This is a genomic window from Amycolatopsis sp. NPDC005961, assembly GCF_040629235.1.
Taxonomy (GTDB): domain Bacteria; phylum Actinomycetota; class Actinomycetes; order Mycobacteriales; family Pseudonocardiaceae; genus Amycolatopsis; species Amycolatopsis camponoti.
Genome location: NZ_JBEXVF010000005.1, coordinates 152,139 through 168,558 on the forward strand (window position 1 = coordinate 152,139; position 16,420 = coordinate 168,558).

Here is a 16,420-nt window from a genome sequence, read left to right on the forward strand (position 1 = left end):
GGCCGTGAAGGCCGCACCGGGCTGGTGCGGCCTTCACGGGTGGGGAACTGCTACACGGTCAACGTCCAGGAGGACAGGTAACCGGTGTCGGCGGGGCCGACGTCTCGGATGCGGAGCTGCCACGCGCCGTTCGCGGCTTCCGAAGAAGCGTTCACGGTGTACGTGGTGTTGATGTTCGGGGTCGACGACGAGGACGAGTTCTTCAGCCGGTAGGCGGTGCCGTCCGGCGCGACCAGGTCGAGGACCAGGTCACCGCTGTAGGTGTGGGTGATGTGCACCTCGACCTTGGTGGTCGACGACGCGTTGCGCGCGCAGCCGGTCACGGTGCTGGGGCTGCTGACCGCGGCGCCCGGGTAGTCCGGGATGTCCAGCCGGGTCGAGTTGGTCACCGCGGCGCACGAGCCTGTGGTCCCGACCGACAGCGTGTACTGCGCCGTGTGGTCGGTGCTGGCCCCGTCGGCGGTGATGGTGATCGGGAAGCTGCCGGTCGGCGTCGACGACGTCGTCGCGATCGTCAGCGTCGAGCTGCCGCCGGACTGGATGGTCGCCGGGCTGAACGTCGCGGTCGCGCCGGCCGGGAGGCCCGAGGCGGACAGCGTGACCGACTGCGCCGCGCCGGAGGTGATCGCGGTGCTGATCGTGGTGGTCGCCGAGGCGCCCGGTTGCACGGAACCCGAGGCCGGGTTCAGCGCGACGGAGAAGTCCGGACCGCCACCGCTGCACGAGGTGGGCTCGCCGGTCGCGGTGGTGACGGAGACGGCGTCCCACGCGGCCTTGGTGGCGTTGTACTCGGTGCAGCTGCCCGGGAAGAGCGCGATCGCGGCTTCGAGGGTCGCCTTGCGGGCGGCCTTGTGGTTCCACGACGAGGTCTTCTTCAGCAGGCCGTTGTAGAAGATCTTGCCGGCCTTCTGGATGCCGACGCCGGTGACGCTGGAGTTGTTGCACGTCGGGCTGTTCGGCTTGCCGCCGCCGGGCGCGGAGCCCTCGGCGAGCAGGTAGAACCAGTGGTTCTGCGGGCCGGCCGCGGCGTGCACCTCGGTGCTCGGGATCGACGACGAGTAGCAGTTCGGGTCGCCGACCAGCGACGGCTGGTACATGTAGCGGATCGGGCCCTGGCCGACCAGGTTGACACCCTCGCCGACCTGGTAGTCCGGGACGTCCTTCGGGTTGTTGGCGTAGGCCTCGGTCAGCGCGCCGAAGATGTCACCGGTCGACTCGTTCATCCCGCCGTTCTCGTTGCCGGAACCGGCACCGCCCGGGGTGAACTGGAAGATGCCGTGGCCGAACTCGTGGCCGACGACGTCCATCGAGGTGGCCTGGCGCTGGTTGTCCTGCGAGTGGCCGAAGTGCGTCGAGGAGCCGTTCCAGTAGGCGTTGACGTCGCTCAGGCCGACGGACGCCGGGTAGCCGGTGCCGCTGCCGTTGATGCCGTTGCGGCCCAGCCAGTCGGCGAGCATCTTCCACTCGGTCTGCACGCCGAAGAGCGTGTCGACGCAGGCGGTCTCGAGGTCCGTGCCGGTGCCGTTGCCCCAGGCGTTGTCGGTGCCGCTGTAGACGGAACCGCCTTCGCGGCCGCAGCTGATGCCGGTGCGGCCCGGGTCGCGCATCGTGTAGGTGCTGCCGGACTGCGTCGTGTCGATGGAGACGTTGCCGACGTAGTAGCTGTTGCCCGTACCGGCGACGTTCACCGTGTTCGGCTGGGCCTGGGTCCTGGCCCCGGAGGCGAACGTCTTGACGTCGTCGCGCTTGTCGAGCACCGCGCCGGTGGCGGCGTCGACGAACACGTGCAGGTTGCTCGGCGCGGTCGCGGTGCGCCCGGCGACGACGACCTCGTAGGCCAGCTTCGGGGTCGCCCCGGCCAGCACGACCTTCTCCGGCGTGCTCACACTGTCCACAGTGGGCAGTTGGGCGCGCGCGGTGGCCGCGGCCTTCGCGGCGTCGAGCGCGGCCTGGGTCCCGACGGTGATGGCCGCGGTCTCGGCGGCGCTGGTGCCGCGGACGCGCCCGGCGCCGTCGGCGACGACGACCGCGTCCCCGCCCACGACCCGCAGGCCCTGGTAGGTCCGCTGGTAGGCGCCGTAGAACAGGCCGCCGCCACCGGCGGTGAGCCCGATGCGCTGGAACGATTCCGCCGGTCCGCGCTTGAGCGCGTCCAGTCCGGAAGCCGCGGCCTGGTCGGCGGCGCGGGCGGCCGCGACGTCGGGTGCGGCGGGTTGTGCCTGGGGAGCCGCGCTGGCCGGGGCTACCGGCAGCGCGAGTGTCATGGCGAGCCCGGCGGCGGCCGCCAAGCCCGTTCTGAACCCACGATGGGTCATCGAGGTCTTCCTTCCACGAAGGCAGGACGATGGGGTGCGGTGCGGGGAAAAGGGGGACGTGTCCGGCGTGCTAACACCAGGTATGCGTCCGGACGCATCCGAGTAAAGGATCAGCGGATCGGGGCGTCAATGCGCCGAACGGACCAATGCCGCGTTCCGGATTCGGCGGTCAATTCGTACAAACCCCGCCGGTGCTGGGGATTCTCGACGCATTTCGCACCGGAACGACTTTCGTAGGGACTGTCCCGGACACCATCCGAACGCCGGAAGATCTCGATCAACGGGAATCGTTAGTACTGCTTAAGAAAACGATGTCAGTCGGCTTCGGCGCCCAACGCGAGCAGCCCGTTCCGCAGCACGTTCGCGGCTTCTTCCTGCCGCCCGGTCTCGCCCAGCAGCTCGCTCAGCGGCCGCAGGGCCCGCACCAGCACACCCCGCGCGCCGAGCCCGGTGGCCAGCTCGACCGCCGCCCGCAGGTACTCCGCCGCGCCGCGCGCGTCACCGCGGGCGCGGGCCAGTGACCCCAGCTGCAACCGGAGTTCCGCGGCCAGCGGCGTGCCCGCCACGACGGCCGGGCGGACCTGGTCGAGCAGCGTGCCCGCCGTCTCCAGCCGGCCCGCCGCCAGGTACTCCGACGCCAGCTCGACCGTGATCGCCGGGACGTCGTCGGGCCAGGCCGTCTCCCGCGCCGCGCCGAGGTCGGCCAGCGCGCCTTCGACGTCGCCCGCGCGGCCGCGGACGCGGGCCCTGGCCAGCAGGCAGTGCGCCATCGCCGGGTGCAGGGCCCGTTCCTGCATCAGGTCGTACGCCGCGGCGACCGACGCCGCCGCGTCGGCGAACCGGTCGGCCGCCAGGTGGCTGCGGCACACCTCGACGTGGCTGCGGGTCAGCTCGGCCAGCACCGCCGGGCCGCCCCGGGTGAGCCGCAGGGCCGCCTCGGCGTACTCCGCGGCCCGCTCCAGGTCGCCCTGGCGCAGGTGCCGCTCGGCGAGGCACGCCCGCAGCGTCAGCAGCATCGACGGCTGCGGGTACCCGTCGCGCAGCAGCTCCGCGTGGCAGGTTTCCAGCAGGTGCAAGGAATACTGCGCCTCGCCCCAGTCGCTCAGCACCGCCGCGCGCAGCGGGACGACCATCGCGCGGACCGGCGGCGGCTCGCCCGACAACGTCGTCTCGGCCTCCGCGACGTACTTCGTGCGGATGTCGCCGGAGGAGTACCCGGCCAGCCACAGCAGGGCGATGCCCGCCTGCCGCGGCCGGTCCAGGCGTTCGGCGTGGCGCCGGATCCGCTGCATCCGCGGGGTCGCGCGGCGGGCGTCGCCGGACAGGAACCGGTCCGCCGTCTCGATCAGCTCGAGGTCGAGCTCGAGCAGCTCCCGGGGTGAGCTGCCGCCGAGCAGCTCGTCCGGGTCGATGCCCAGCTGCTGGGCGAAGAACCGCAGCGCGTCGCCCGACGGCGTCCGCGCGCCGGTTTCGACCGACGACACGTACGCCGCGGAGTACTGCGGCCCGGCCAGTTCGCGCTGCGTGAGCCCGCGCTCGGTGCGCAGCTCACGCAGGCGTTCGCCGACGCTCTCGCTCACTCGGGTCGCCCTTCCACCGGTTCAGGGTAGGCCGCGCGGCGGCGGGGGAGTCGCCCGCCGCCGCGCGACCGGGATCAGCAGGCGCCGGCGTCGCTCCACACGGCCCACGAGCCGGGCGCGCCGGGCTCGGCACCGGTCGAGTACCACAGCGACGTCCACTTGTGACCGTTGTGGCCGACGACGTCGTTGGGCACGTACGCCTTCGCGGAGTCCCACTCGGCGATACCGTCGCAGCCGGTCGGCGGGGTGCCGGTGCCGACGGTGAGCGAGAACTGCGCGGTGTGGTCGGCGTCGGTGCCGTCGCCGGTGACCGTCACCTGGCTGGTGCCCTGCGGCGTGGTCGCCGAGGTGGTGATGGTCAGCGTCGACGTGCCGCCGGACTGGACGCTCGCCGGGCTGAAGGTGGCCTTGGCGCCTTCGGGGAGACCGGTCGCCTGCAGCGCGACGGTCTGGGCGCTACCTTGCGTGATCCGGGTGGTCACCGTGGTCGTCGCCGTCTGTCCCGGTTGGACGGACGCGGACGCCGGGGAGAGCGTCAGCGAGTAGTCGTTGCCGGCCGGCGGCTGGCCGCTGCAGGTCGGCTCACCGCTGACGGCCGTCACGCTCACCGCGTCCCAGGCGGCCTTGGTGGCGGTGAACTCGGTGCAGCTGCCCGGGAAGAGCGCGATCGCGGCTTCGAGGGTCGCCTTGCGGGCGGCCTTGTGGTTCCACGACGACGTCTTCTTGAGGAGGCCGTTGTAGAAGATCTTGCCGGCCTTCTGGATGCCGACCCCGGTGACGGTGCTGTTGTTGCACGTCGGGCTGGCGCCGCTGCCTTGCGAGAGGAGGTAGAACCAGTGGTTCTGCGGGCCGGCGGCGGCGTGCACCTCGGTGCTGGGAATCGACGCCGAGTAGCAGTTCGGGTCGCCGACCTTCGACGGGTTGTCCATGTAGCGGATCGGGCCCTGGCCGACGAGGTTGACGCCCTCGCCGACGCTGAAGTCCGGGGTGTCCTTCGGGTTGTTGGCGTAGTACTCGGTCAGGGCGCCGAAGATGTCACCGGTGGACTCGTTGAGCCCGCCGTTCTCGTTGCCGGAACCGGCGCCACCCGGGGTCGTCTGGAAGATCGCGTGCCCGTACTCGTGGCCGACGACGTCCATCGGCGTCGCCTGGCGGCGGTTGTCCTGCGAGTGCCCGAAGTGGGTCGAGGAGCCGTCCCAGTAGGCGTTGACGTCGTTGAGGCCGACGCTGGCGCGGAAGCCGCCGCCGGCGCCGTCGATGCCGTTGCGGCCCAGCCACTCGCCGAGCATCTTCCACTCGGTCTGGACGCTGTAGAGCGTGTCGACGCAGCCGGTTTCGAGGTCGGTGCCGGAGCCGTTGCCCCAGGTGTTCGTGTTCTTGGTGAAGATCGCGCCGCCCTCGCGGCCGCAGGCGATGCCGCGGCGGCCCGGGTCGGTCATCGAGTAGGAGCTGCCGGAGCCGGACGTGTCGATCGAGACGGTCCCGGCGTAGTAGGAGTTGCCGGTGCCGGCTTCGCGGACGTCGTCGCGGGTGTCGAGGACCTTGCCGGTGGTGCTGTCGACGAAGACGTGCAGCTTGGTGGGTTTGCCGTGGTCGCGGCCGCTGACCACGACCTCGTAGGCGAGCTTCGGTGCGTCTCCGGCGAGGACGACGAGCTTCGGCGTGGTGGCGGTGTCTACTGTGGACACCTTGGCCGCGGCGATCTTGGTGGCCTGCTCGGCTTTGAGCGCGGCTTGCGTGTTCACGGCGATCGGCGCGGTGTGGGCGGCTTCGGTGCCGCGGACGCGCCCGGCGCCGTCGGCGACGACGACCGCGTCCCCGCCGACGACCGGCAGGCCGTGGTAGGTGCGCTGGTAGGAGGCGTAGTAGAGCCCGCCGCCACCCGGGGTGACCCCGGTGCGGACGAAGGCCTCCGCGGCGCCCTTGGCGAGCCGGTCGGCGCCGGTGAGGGCGGCCTGGTCGGCGGCGCGGGCGGCGAGCGCCTCGGGCGGGACGGCTTGTGGCTGGGCATGCGCGGTGGCCGGGATCGCCGGCACCGCTGCGAAGGTCAGGGCGAGGCCGGCGATCGCCGCCAGCCCTCGTGGGGATCTCATGGGGAACCTTTCCGGGGACACGGGGAGTGTGCCCGGCGGAATAACTGCTGTTATTGCGCCGGACGCGTCCGAGTAAAGGTTCCGCTCGTCAGCGGGTCAATGGGCCGAACGGCCCAGTGCTGGCCGGTCAAGATCACGCCGGTTCCCGGCAAACCCCAGGAAAACGGGGTCTTGGCGACTGGTCTGAACCAATTCACCAGACTTTGGTAGGAAACTTCCCCCACCCGGACCACCGCACGCGCAGGTCCGCCGTGTCGACCCCTCAATCACGCGTGTCGACTCCCCAATCACGCGAGTTGACCCTTCGATCACGCACAGCCCGGTGGTCGGCGTGATCAGGGGGTCGACACGTGTGTCTGGAGGGTCGACACGCGTGATCAGAGGGTCAACACGGTCAGGAGTCGGTGCCGGCGGCGGAGTCGAGGCCGCGCTGGTAGGCCTTGATGGCTTCGTCGAGATGACCACGTTGTCGGAGGACGTCGCCGAGGCGCAGGGACGTCGAGACCGCCGCGCCGTGCAGGGACGCGCGGGTCTGGATCTCCGCCGCCTCGCGCAGGAGGCGGGTGGCCTCGGGAAGGTCGTCGCGGGACTGCGCGACCTGGCCCAGCAGGCCCGTCGCCTCGCCGAGGGACTCGACGTCGCGGGCCAGCAGCGGCCAGACTTCCGAGACCAGCGACGCCGCTTCGGCGGGGGCGCCCTGGCGGAGGCGGACCTCGGCCAGCTCCAGGGTCGCGCCCGCGACGCCTTCCTCCGCGCCGATCGCCGCCAGCTGGTCGCGGGCCGACGTCAGCTCCGCGCGGGCCTCGTCCAGGCGGCCCAGCCGGCGCAGCAGGTACCCGCGAGCCCAGCGGCAGCGGGCCGCGTCGCGGTCGAAACCCACCGACGCGAACAGGCGGCACGCCTCGATGAGGTCCTGTTCCGCCCGGGCGGACTGCCCCGTCGCCTGCCACACCTGCGACGCCTGCCGGTGGAACCGCGCGACGAAGTCCGGCCGGGTGGCCACGCGGGTCAGGCGCACGCCGGAAAGGGCCGCGCGCTGGGCCCGGTGCAGCCCGCCCATCTCCATCAGCGGGTGGATCAACGCGCTGAGCAGGCACAGCTCGGCATCCGGGTCGAGTTCCGGAGAGGCCAGCGCCTCCTCGACGCGCGCGATCGCCGTGCCGGCGTCGCCGCTCAGGTACCGGCAGCCCGACCAGCGGTGCACGATCATCGCCCGCAGCCACGGCGGCGCGGCATCGGCCCGTTCCGACGCGTGTTCGAGGGCCTTCTGCGCGCCCGAGACGTCGAACAGCTGCCACTTCACCTCGGCGAGGCAGAAGCGCGCGTAGCACTCGACGTCGTCGAGCCGGTAGTCCGCCGCCTGCTTCCCGGCGAGGGCGAACCGTTCTTCCGCGAGCGCGACGCGGCCCTGTTCGAGGTCGCGATAGCCCTCGTCGAGGGACGCGCGCAGCTCGTCGGCGACGCCGGGAGGGCGGCCGAACCGCAGGTCGTCGACGCTCAGGCCGAGCCGTCGCGCCAGGTAGGCGAGCATCTCGTCCGACGGCGGCCGGCTGCCGGTCTCGACCTTGGCCAGGAACCCCCGGTCGTACCCCGGCTCGGCCAGCTCGCGCTGAGTCCACCCGCGCTCGGCGCGCAGCCGGCGGATCCGCGCGCCGAGCGGTTCGGTCATCTCCCCACGGTAGGTCATGGCCTCGCGGAGCCGTCACGCCAGAGACGCGGGCGTGCCCGGACGGGCATCACGTGTGTCCCCGGAGGCATCACCCGTGATCAGAGAGGCATCACACGTGATGCCCGCCCAGTCACGCGTGATGCCCGCCCAATCACGCGTGATGCCTGCCCAGTCACGCGTGATGCCCCGGCGCGGTCGTCGGCGGGACCGCGGAAACGGACATATTGACGCCCCGCCCGCGCCGGGATAGCGTGCTCTCGCTAAATAGGAAACTTTCCTAACAAAGTGGAGGGCGACTATGCGCCTGCTTCCCCTCGCGACGGCGGCCGCGCTGGCCGTGCCCCTCGCCGCGCCGCCCGCCGAGGCGGCGACCCCGGCCGAGGTGCGCGTCGACCAAGTCGGCTACGCGCTGGGCGAGGCGAAGCACGCCTACCTGCTCGGCGGCGCCGCGGGGAAGTTCACCGTCGTCGACGAACGCGGCCGTACGGTCCGTGAGGGACGCATCGGTGCCAGTCTCGGTGCCTGGAACGCGCGGTACAACAACGTGTTCGATCTCGACCTGTCCACTGTGGACCGACCAGGCACCTACCGCGTCAAGGCCGCCGGCGCGACGTCGCCGCCGTTCCGGATCGACACCGCGAGGCGCCTGTTCCGCCCGCTCGTGCGCGCCACCACCGAATTCTTCCAGGCCCAGCGCGACGGCCACGACGTCATCCCCGGCCGTCTCGACCGCCGGCCGTCGCACCTCGCGGACCGGAAGGCGACCGTGTACGCGGAGCCGAAGTTCCAAGGCGAGGGCGGTGACGAAATCGTCGAACCGCTGAAACCCCAGGGCGGCCCGGTCGACGTCGAAGGCGGCTGGGTCGACGCCGGCGACTTCGTCAAGTTCACCTCCAACACCGCGTATTCCCTGGCCGAACTGGGTTTCGTACTCCGCGACGACCCCGACCCGGTGCTGGCGAAGGAGGTCCGCTTCGGCCTCGACTGGCTCGACAAGATGTGGGACGGCCGGACGAAGACCCTCTACGCCCAGGTCGGCATCGGCACCGGCAGCGAGGAGTTCGGCTTCCTCGGCGACCACGACGTCTGGCGCAACCCCCAGGACGACGACGCGCTGAACGTCAAGCCTGGCGACCCCGCCTACTTCGTCAAGTACCGCCCGGTGTTCCCGGCCGCTCCCGCCGGCGCGCCGCTGTCGCCGAACCTCGCCGGCCGCGTCGCCGCCGCCTTCGCGCTCGGCGCGCAGGTTCAGGCCCGCCGGGACCCGCGCCTGGCCCGCCACTACCTCGCCGAGGCGGCCGCCGTGTTCGCCCAGGCCAAGACGACGGACGTCGGCGAGCTCGTCAGCGCGTTCCCGCACGCCTACTACCCGGAGTCGTCCTGGGAGGACGACCTGGAACTCGGTGCGACGCAGCTGGCGCTCGCGGCGCGAGCCCTCGGAGACCCCCGCGCGAACGGCTGGGCCCGCGACGCGGCGAAGTGGGCGAAGGCCTACATCGGCAGCGACGACACGAGCACGTTGAACCTCTACGACACCAGTGCGCTCGCCCACGCCGACCTCGCCGGCCTGCTGCGCACCGGCGTCCCCGGCGCCGCGCTCGGCGTCCGCGAGCTGGCCGCGGATCTCCGCCGTCAGCTGGACGCGGGGGTCGAGGCGGCGAAGAAGAGTCCATTCCGGACCGCCGTCGACGTCACCGACTTCGACGCCGCCAGCAAGAGCTTCGGCTTCGCCGCCACCGCGCGGCTCTACCAGCGTGTCACCGGCGACACCCGCTACGCGGCCTTCGGCGCGCGACAGCGAGACTTCACGCTCGGCGCGAACGCGTGGGGAGTGTCGCTCGTGGTCGGCGTCGGGACGACGTCCCCGCAGTGCCCGCACCACCAGGCCGCGAACCTCGCCGGACCTTCGAAAGTGCTGTACGGCGCGGTCGTCAACGGCCCCAACGGAGCGGACAACTTCGCCGATCTGCCCTTCCCGGCGGGCGCGAAGGAATGCACCCGTCCGTATGAATCCTTCGACGGCCAGGGAAGTCGCTACGCCGACGACCTCAGTTCATGGCCCAGTAACGAGCCCGCCATCGACTTCACCTCCACGGCGACGTTGGCATTCTCGCTGGCGGGCAGGCCGTAGCATGGGGAAGTGAGCGAACAGTCTGAATGGCCGGACGGCCAGTACCCCGAACGCCCGGTAGAGCGCCACAAGGGCCCGGTCGTGCTGCGCCGCGACCGCCGCGACCAGGGCAGCACCACCGACCAGCGGCTCCTGGACGCGCGCGGCCCGAGCGACTGGGTGCACACCGACCCGTGGCGCGTGCTGCGCATCCAGGCCGAGTTCGTCGAAGGCTTCGGCGCGCTCGCCGAGGTCCCGCGCGCGGTCACGGTGTTCGGTTCGGCCCGCACCAAGCGCGACCACCCGGAGTACGAGCTCGGCCGCAAGATCGGCGCGGCGCTGGCCGACGCCGGGTTCGCCGTGATGACCGGTGGCGGCCCGGGCGCGATGGAGGCCGTCAACCGCGGCGCGGCCGAGGCCGGCGGCTTCTCCGTCGGGCTGGGCATCGAGCTGCCGTTCGAGCAGGGCCTGAACCCGTGGGTCGACCTCGGCGTCAACTTCCGGTACTTCTTCGCCCGGAAGACGATGTTCATCAAGTATTCGCAGGCCTTCATCTGCCTGCCCGGCGGCTTCGGCACGCTCGACGAGCTGTTCGAGGCGCTGACGCTGGTGCAGACCAAGAAGGTCACGAAGTTCCCGGTCGTGCTGTTCGGCAGCGACTACTGGGGCGGGCTCTACGACTGGATCGCCAAGACCGTGCAGGCCGAGGGCAAGGTCAGCCCGCACGACCTGGACCTGCTGCACGTCACCGACGACATCGACGACGCCGTCCGCGTCGTGCAGGAGTCCTACCAGGCCTGGGAGGACACCCACTGATGAGCCGGATCTGTGTCTTCTGCGGCTCGTCGATGGGGTTCTCGCCGCGCTACGCCGAGCAGGCGGCGGCGCTGGGCAAGCTCCTGGCCCAGCGCGGCATCGGCCTGGTCTACGGCGGCGCGAGCGTCGGCACGATGGGCGTGGTCGCCGACGCGGCGCTGGCCGCGGGCGGCGAGGTGATCGGCGTGATCCCGGAGGCGCTCTCGAGCGTCGAGATTTCGCACGCCGGGCTGTCCGAGCTGCACGTCGTGAAGGACATGCACGAGCGCAAGGCCAAGATGGCGGCCCTGTCCGACGGCTTCCTCGCGCTGCCGGGCGGCGCCGGGACGCTGGAGGAGCTGTTCGAGGTCTGGACGTGGGCCCAGCTCGGCCTGCACGGCAAGCCGATCGGCCTGGTCGACGTCGACGGGTACTACGGGCCGCTGGTGGCGTTCGCCGACCACATGGTGACCGAGGGGTTCGTCAAGCCGGAGTACCGGCAGCTGCTGATGACCGACTCCGACCCGGCGGTGCTGCTCGACCGGTTCGCGACGTACGAGCCGCCCGCGCCGCCTAAGTGGGCGACGGAGCCGCCGGGGATCTGACGTCGGTGCTCGCCCGGACGAACGCGGCCACCGCCCGCGAGCGCGTCCGGTCGGGCCACGCCAGCAGCACCGACGTCCGGGGCGCGTCGAGCACCGGCAGGCACACGACGTCCGCGCGCACGTGGCGGCGGGCCGACTCCGGGACCACCGCGACGACCTGGCCCAGCGCCACGAGCTGGAGCAGCTGCCCCGCGTCCCGCACCTCGGGCCCGCGCACGTCGCTGCCGGGCCACCGGGGGAGCGGCTCGCCGTCCAGGTCGGCGAGCACCAGCGCCGACCGGTCGGCCAGGCGGTGCCCGCGCGCGAGCATCGCCACCTGGTCCTGCTCCAGCAGCAGCTCGGTGTCGAACCCGACGGAGTCGTCGTGCGGGCCGTGCAGGAACGCCAGGTCGACGCGGCCGTCGCGCAGCATGCGGGACTGCTCGCCGACCCCGCCCACGACGACCTCGACCTCGATCGCGTCCGGGTCGGCGCGGTACCCGGGGAGGATCCGCTCGAGCAGGCCGGCGTCGCCGTCGGGCTTCATCGCCACGAGCAGCTTCGGCACCTCCTGCCCCGCGCGCTGCGCCCGGCGCACCGCGGCGTCCACCGCGTCGAGCGCTTTGCGGCTCTCCGCAAGGAAAACCGCGCCCGCGGGCGTCAGGCTCACGCCGCGGCTCGTGCGGTTCAGCAGCGGCACGCCCATGCGGCGTTCGAGCTGCTGGATGGCGCGCGACAGCGGCGGCTGCGCCATGCCGAGGCGCTGCGCGGCGCGGCCGAAGTGCAGCTCCTCGGCGACGGCCACGAAATACGCGAGCTCCCGCGTCTCCATACCGCCAGAGTATCGGCCGATGCGGCATCGGTGTTGGCTCGCGTGGGCGGCTCGCTGGTGTGCTGGAGCCATGGACGAAATCACTTTGGTCACCGGCGCGAACAAGGGCATCGGCCGCGAGATCGCCGCGCAGCTCGCCGCCCTCGGGCACACCGTCGTCATCGGCGCCCGCAGCGCGGAACTGGGCGAGAAGGCGGCCGCGGAGCTGGGCGCGGACTCGGTGGTTCTCGACGTCACCGACCCCGCTTCGGTCGTCGCGGCGGCGTCGGCTCTCGAGGAGCGCTACGGCCGGCTCGACGTGCTGGTCAACAACGCCGCCATCGCCCGCCCACCGGGCACCGACCTGGCCCACCAGACCCCCAGCACGGCCCACCTGGGCACGCTGCGCACGATCTTCGAGACGAACTTCTTCGGCGTCATCACGGTCACGAACGCGCTGCTGCCGCTGCTGCGCCGGTCGGCCGCGCCGCGCATCGTCAACGTCTCCAGCAGCGCCGCGTCCCTGACCCGCAACGCCGATCCGGCCGTCGAGCTGCCGATCTCGGCGGGCTACACCCCGTCGAAGACGGCGTTGACGTCGCTGACCTTGCAGTACGCGAGGGAGCTGCGCGGCGACGGCATCCTGGTCAACGCGGTCTGCCCGGGCTACTGCGCGACGGACCTGAACGGCCACTCGGGGTTCCGGACCCCGGCGCAGGGCGCGGTGGCGGCGGTCCGGATGGCGACGATCGGAGCGGACGGCCCGACGGGCACTTTTGTCGACGACGAGGGCCCGGTGCCGTGGTGACGGCCTAAACCGGCGGGCCGGTCCGCGCGTGGTGGGTGAACCGAAGGGGAGGAACCCACCATGATCGAGTCGAGCAAGCGCGCGGTCCGGCGGCTGACGGCCGTCCTGCTGGCCCCCGTGGCGGCCTTGACCCTCGCCGCCGCGCCCGCTTCGGCGGAGACCAGCGGCTATGCGACGGTCAGTTCGTGGCAGGACTGCCCGGCCGGGTGGTTCTGCGCCTGGGAGAACGCCGACGCGACCGGCCACTGGGCCCGCTTCCAGGACGGCTCGTCCGACCTGACCAAGGCGATCAACGGCTACGTGTTCAACGACGAGTTCCAGTACGCGTACAACCGCACGAACTACGTCTGGGCCTTGTACGAGAACATCGGCTACAACTACTACCAGGCGGGTCGCAAGCTGCTGATCGGCCGCGACTGGCGAGGTCCGCTGGCGCCGAAGTACGACTTCGCGAAGATCACCAGTTCGCTCATCTGGATCGCGAACTAGGCGACGCCCTCGCTCGGCCGCTTGTGGTAGGTGTCCACGTACTCCTGCCCCGAGATCTCCAGGATCTGGTACATCACCTCGTCGGTGACCGACCGGCGGATCGCCGGCGAGTAGTCCTGGCCCTCGTAGCGCGAGAAGTCCAGGGGCTTGCCGAACGTGATGGCGATCTTGGCCGGGCGGGGGATCCGCTTCCCCGCGGGCTGGAGCTTTTCGGTGCCGGTCAGCGCGACCGGCACCACCTTCGCGCCGGTCGCGAGGGCCAGCGCCGCGACGCCGGTGTGGCCGCGGTGCAGCCGGCCGTCCAGGGAACGCGTGCCCTCGGGGTAGATCGCGAACACGCCTCCCGCGTCGAGCACCTTGCGCGCCGCTTCGAGGGCGGCCAGCCCGGCTTGGGCGTTGCCGCGCTCGACCGGGATGTAGCCGAGCCCGCCGACGAACCCGGCCATCAGCTTGCCCCGGACGCCCTTGCCGGTGAAGTACTCGGCCTTGCCGAGGAACTTGACCTGCCGCGGCGTCGCGAACGTGATCACGCCGGTGTCGAGCGCGGCCCGGTGGTTGGCCGCCAAGATCACCGGGCCCGTGGCGGGCACGTTTTCGACGCCGTGCACCTCCGGCCGGTACACCGCCCTGGCCAGCGGTCCCAGCACGAACCGGACAAGCAGCGCGATCAAGTGGTCCTCCTCCTCGGGTGCGGTGACCCCAGCATGGCACGATCGTTACTCGTGAGTTGGTTCGAGCGGCGTACGTGGCAGGAGCCCGGGTGGACGCCCGAGGACATCGTGACCGCGAAGGGTGACCGGACGGTTTCGGTCGTGCTACCGGCGCTGGACGAAGAGCGGACGGTGGGCGACGTCGTCGCGTCCGTGCGTCCGCTGGTCGGCAGCGTCGTCGACGAGCTGGTCGTCATGGATTCGGGTTCCACGGACGCGACCGCGCAAACCGCCGAGGCCGCCGGCGCGCGGGTCGTCCGCCGCGAGGACGTCCTGCCGGACCTGCCGCCGGTGCCCGGCAAGGGCGAGGTGCTGTGGCGTTCGCTGGCCGCGACCAGCGGCGACTTCGTCGTGTTCCTCGACTCCGACCTCGTCGACCCGGACCCGGCGTTCGTGCCGTCGCTGCTCGGGCCACTGGTCTCCGAAAACGGCGTCCACCTGGTGAAGGGCTTCTACCGCCGTCCGCTGCGACTGGAGAGCAGCGGCGGCGGCCGCGTCACCGAGCTGCTGGCGCGGCCGGTGCTCTCGGCGTTGCGCCCGTCGCTCGGCGGGCTGATCCAGCCCCTCGGGGGCGAGTACGCGGGCACGCGCGAGTTCCTGGAGTCGGTGCCGTTCGCCGCCGGGTACGGCGTCGAGATCGGGCTGCTGCTCGACGCGGAGGCGCGCTACGGCCTCGACGGGCTCGCGCAGGTCAACCTCGGCGTCCGCAAGCACCGGAACCGGTCACTGCTGCAGCTGGGCGCGATGTCCCGGCAGATCCTGGGCACGGCGCTGGCGCGCTGCGGGATCCCGGCCGCCGACGCGCCGCTCACGCAGTTCGTGCAGGTCGACGAGGAGTGGCTGCCGGACGTCACCGAGATCCGGGTCGCGGACCGGCCGCCGATGCGGGAAGTGCTCGCCCGTCCTCGAGGGTGAGGACCTGGTCGAAGCCTTCGAGGTGCTCGGGGCGGTGCGTCACGAGGACGACGGTGCCTTTCGCGTGCGCGAGGACGTTCTTCAGGACGGCGTCGCCGTGGGCGGGGTCGAGGCCCTCGACCGGCTCGTCGAGCACGAGGACCTTCGGCGCGGCCAGGACCGCGCGCGCGAGGATCAGCCGCTGACGTTGACCGCCGGAGAGCGCGTCGCCGTCCGGGCCGGTGTCGCGGTCCAGATCCAGGTCGAAATCCGCGGTCGCGCAGGCTTCCCGCAGCTCTTCGTCGGTGGCGTCGGGCTTCGCGATCAGGAGGTTTTCGCGGACGGTCGTGTGGAAGACGTGGGCGTCGGCGAGTGCCGCGGAGGCGAGTTGGGGCAGGTCGGCGTACTCGGCGAGCGGGTGGCCGTCGAGGAGGACTTGACCGTCCGTGGGGGTTTCGAGGCCGAGGAGGAGCCGGAGCAGGGTCGTCTTGCCGGCGCCGCTGGGGCCCAGGATCCCGACGCGCTTGCCGGGCGGGAGGTCGAGGTCGACGTCCCTCAGCGCGGGCGCCCGGCCCGGGTACCGGACACCGGCTTTCCGGAGTTCAATGTGTCCATTGTGGACTTCCCGGGTGCGCTGTGGCCCGGCGGGTCCGGTCAGCACGTCCTTCACTCGGGCGGCCGACGCGCGGATCTCGGGAACGCGGCGGGCGGCGCCGACGAGCGGCAGGACGACTTCGAAGGCGGTCATGGCGCCCAGGGTGAGCGCGGCGGTCCACGGCACGGAGGCGTGGCAGAGCAGTGCGACGGCAGCGGTGGTGACCAGCTGGACGAGCACCCCGGCGGCGGTGAGCGCGGCGGTCTTTCCCGACGCGGTTCGGTCACTCACGGCGATTTCGTCGACAACGCCGGTCGCCCCGGCGAGGTGTTCGTCGAGGGCACCGGCGGCCACGAGTTCCCGGTGCCCGGTGACGAGTTCCACGGCCCGTTCGGCAAGTTCGGCCCGTTTCGGAGCGTCGTCCTGAGCGGCCCGTCGGGTGATCCGGACGACCAGCCACGGCAGCAGCACCCCGGCGACGGCCAGCCCGCCCGCGAGCGCGACGGCGGCGGACACGGAGGCGGTCAGCGTGACCGCGACGGCGGCGGTCCCGACGAGCGCAGCAACGCCGGAGGGCAGCAGCCACCGCAGAACGGCGTCCTGCAGAGCGTCCACATCGGACACAAGCCGCGTGACGAGGTCGCCGCCGGAGAACCGTGAGCCGGGGATGAGTGCCTGGTAGACGCGGGTCCGGAGGGCGCCGAGCCACCGCAGGACGACTTCGTGCCCGGCGAGCCGTTCGGCGTACCGAAGGCCACCGCGCAGGAGCGCGAGGGTCCGGACGCCGACGATGGCGACGGTCAGGGCACCGAGCGGAGGCTGTTCGGCGGCGCGGAGGAGCAGCCACGCGGCGGTGGCCATGAGCGCGAGGGCGGCGAGTTCGGCACCGGCACCGAGGAGGGCGGCGCGGAGAAGCCGGAGGATGTCTTTGGGGGACAGGGCCCAGACCTCCAGAGCAGCCCCCACC

Annotated in this window: 13 protein-coding genes; 6 read left to right on the plus strand and 7 right to left on the minus strand. The window is 72.0% G+C overall.

The features are described 5' to 3' along the window. Positions 1–50 precede the first annotated feature (50 nt). From ABZ342_RS06870 to ABZ342_RS06885, 4 genes are all read right to left on the minus strand, one after another. Positions 51–2,315 carry a M4 family metallopeptidase gene (locus ABZ342_RS06870; RefSeq protein ID WP_360469582.1) on the minus strand — a complete coding sequence of 755 codons (2,265 nt, stop codon included), beginning with the start codon at positions 2,313–2,315 and terminating at the stop codon, positions 51–53. Between the two features lie 314 nt (positions 2,316–2,629). Then, the gene (locus ABZ342_RS06875) at positions 2,630–3,895 is read right to left on the minus strand and encodes a helix-turn-helix domain-containing protein (protein ID WP_360469584.1); all 1,266 of its coding nucleotides are present in this window, start codon (positions 3,893–3,895) and stop codon (positions 2,630–2,632) included. A 74-nt stretch (positions 3,896–3,969) separates the two neighbouring features. After that, the gene (locus ABZ342_RS06880) at positions 3,970–5,988 is read right to left on the minus strand and encodes a M4 family metallopeptidase (RefSeq protein ID WP_360469587.1); all 2,019 of its coding nucleotides are present in this window, start codon (positions 5,986–5,988) and stop codon (positions 3,970–3,972) included. 394 nt (positions 5,989–6,382) lie between these two features. Continuing rightward, complete coding sequence (locus ABZ342_RS06885; protein WP_360469590.1) at positions 6,383–7,657, minus strand: tetratricopeptide repeat protein; 1,275 nt, start codon at positions 7,655–7,657, stop codon at positions 6,383–6,385. Between the two features lie 298 nt (positions 7,658–7,955). On the opposite strand from ABZ342_RS06885, the gene ABZ342_RS06890 reads away from it, so the two are divergent. Genes ABZ342_RS06890 through ABZ342_RS06900 form a run of 3 tightly spaced genes read left to right on the plus strand, consistent with a single transcriptional unit; the run spans position 7,956 to position 11,167 of the window. Then, positions 7,956–9,788 carry a glycoside hydrolase family 9 protein gene (locus ABZ342_RS06890; RefSeq protein WP_360469593.1) on the plus strand — a complete coding sequence of 611 codons (1,833 nt, stop codon included), beginning with the start codon at positions 7,956–7,958 and terminating at the stop codon, positions 9,786–9,788. Between the two features lie 9 nt (positions 9,789–9,797). Continuing rightward, positions 9,798–10,583: a TIGR00730 family Rossman fold protein gene (locus ABZ342_RS06895; RefSeq protein WP_155549176.1), complete on the plus strand. Its 786-nt coding sequence runs from the start codon at positions 9,798–9,800 to the stop codon at positions 10,581–10,583. Further along, the gene (locus ABZ342_RS06900; RefSeq protein ID WP_360469596.1) at positions 10,583–11,167 is read left to right on the plus strand and encodes a TIGR00730 family Rossman fold protein; all 585 of its coding nucleotides are present in this window, start codon (positions 10,583–10,585) and stop codon (positions 11,165–11,167) included. The genes ABZ342_RS06895 and ABZ342_RS06900 overlap by 1 nt, the downstream gene beginning before the upstream one ends. On the opposite strand, the gene ABZ342_RS06905 is transcribed toward ABZ342_RS06900, so the two are convergent. Continuing rightward, positions 11,136–11,978, minus strand: coding sequence for a LysR family transcriptional regulator (locus ABZ342_RS06905; RefSeq protein ID WP_360469598.1), 843 nt, complete (start codon positions 11,976–11,978; stop codon positions 11,136–11,138). The genes ABZ342_RS06900 and ABZ342_RS06905 overlap by 32 nt on opposite strands. 70 nt (positions 11,979–12,048) lie before the next feature. Between ABZ342_RS06905 and ABZ342_RS06910 the strand changes: the two genes are divergently transcribed. Then, complete coding sequence (locus ABZ342_RS06910) at positions 12,049–12,765, plus strand: SDR family oxidoreductase (RefSeq protein WP_360469600.1); 717 nt, start codon at positions 12,049–12,051, stop codon at positions 12,763–12,765. A 60-nt stretch (positions 12,766–12,825) separates the two neighbouring features. Further along, complete coding sequence (locus ABZ342_RS06915) at positions 12,826–13,254, plus strand: peptidase inhibitor family I36 protein (protein WP_360469602.1); 429 nt, start codon at positions 12,826–12,828, stop codon at positions 13,252–13,254. On the opposite strand, the gene ABZ342_RS06920 is transcribed toward ABZ342_RS06915, so the two are convergent. Continuing rightward, positions 13,251–13,925 (minus strand): lysophospholipid acyltransferase family protein, encoded by a 675-nt coding sequence (locus ABZ342_RS06920; RefSeq protein WP_360469604.1) that lies wholly within the window; start codon positions 13,923–13,925, stop codon positions 13,251–13,253. The two genes, ABZ342_RS06915 and ABZ342_RS06920, sit on opposite strands and share 4 nt — an antisense overlap. A gap of 51 nt (positions 13,926–13,976) precedes the next feature. On the opposite strand from ABZ342_RS06920, the gene ABZ342_RS06925 reads away from it, so the two are divergent. Further along, on the plus strand, positions 13,977–14,879 hold the full coding sequence (locus ABZ342_RS06925) for a glucosyl-3-phosphoglycerate synthase (RefSeq protein WP_360469606.1): 903 nt from the start codon (positions 13,977–13,979) through the stop codon (positions 14,877–14,879). Here ABZ342_RS06925 and cydC read toward each other — a convergent pair. Next, on the minus strand, positions 14,815–16,407 hold the full coding sequence (cydC, locus tag ABZ342_RS06930) for a thiol reductant ABC exporter subunit CydC (RefSeq protein ID WP_360469759.1): 1,593 nt from the start codon (positions 16,405–16,407) through the stop codon (positions 14,815–14,817). The two genes, ABZ342_RS06925 and cydC, sit on opposite strands and share 65 nt — an antisense overlap. Positions 16,408–16,420 lie beyond the last annotated feature (13 nt).

Coding starts and splice junctions, on each gene's coding strand:
- ABZ342_RS06880 (WP_360469587.1), bottom strand. CDS start 5,988: ATGAGATCCCCACGAGGGCTGGCGGCGATCGCCGGCCTCGCCCTGACC.
- ABZ342_RS06870 (WP_360469582.1), bottom strand. CDS start 2,315: ATGACCCATCGTGGGTTCAGAACGGGCTTGGCGGCCGCCGCCGGGCTC.
- ABZ342_RS06910 (WP_360469600.1), top strand. CDS start 12,049: ATGGACGAAATCACTTTGGTCACCGGCGCGAACAAGGGCATCGGCCGC.
- ABZ342_RS06900 (WP_360469596.1), top strand. CDS start 10,583: ATGAGCCGGATCTGTGTCTTCTGCGGCTCGTCGATGGGGTTCTCGCCG.
- ABZ342_RS06915 (WP_360469602.1), top strand. CDS start 12,826: ATGATCGAGTCGAGCAAGCGCGCGGTCCGGCGGCTGACGGCCGTCCTG.
- ABZ342_RS06885 (WP_360469590.1), bottom strand. CDS start 7,657: ATGACCGAACCGCTCGGCGCGCGGATCCGCCGGCTGCGCGCCGAGCGC.
- ABZ342_RS06905 (WP_360469598.1), bottom strand. CDS start 11,978: ATGGAGACGCGGGAGCTCGCGTATTTCGTGGCCGTCGCCGAGGAGCTG.
- ABZ342_RS06890 (WP_360469593.1), top strand. CDS start 7,956: ATGCGCCTGCTTCCCCTCGCGACGGCGGCCGCGCTGGCCGTGCCCCTC.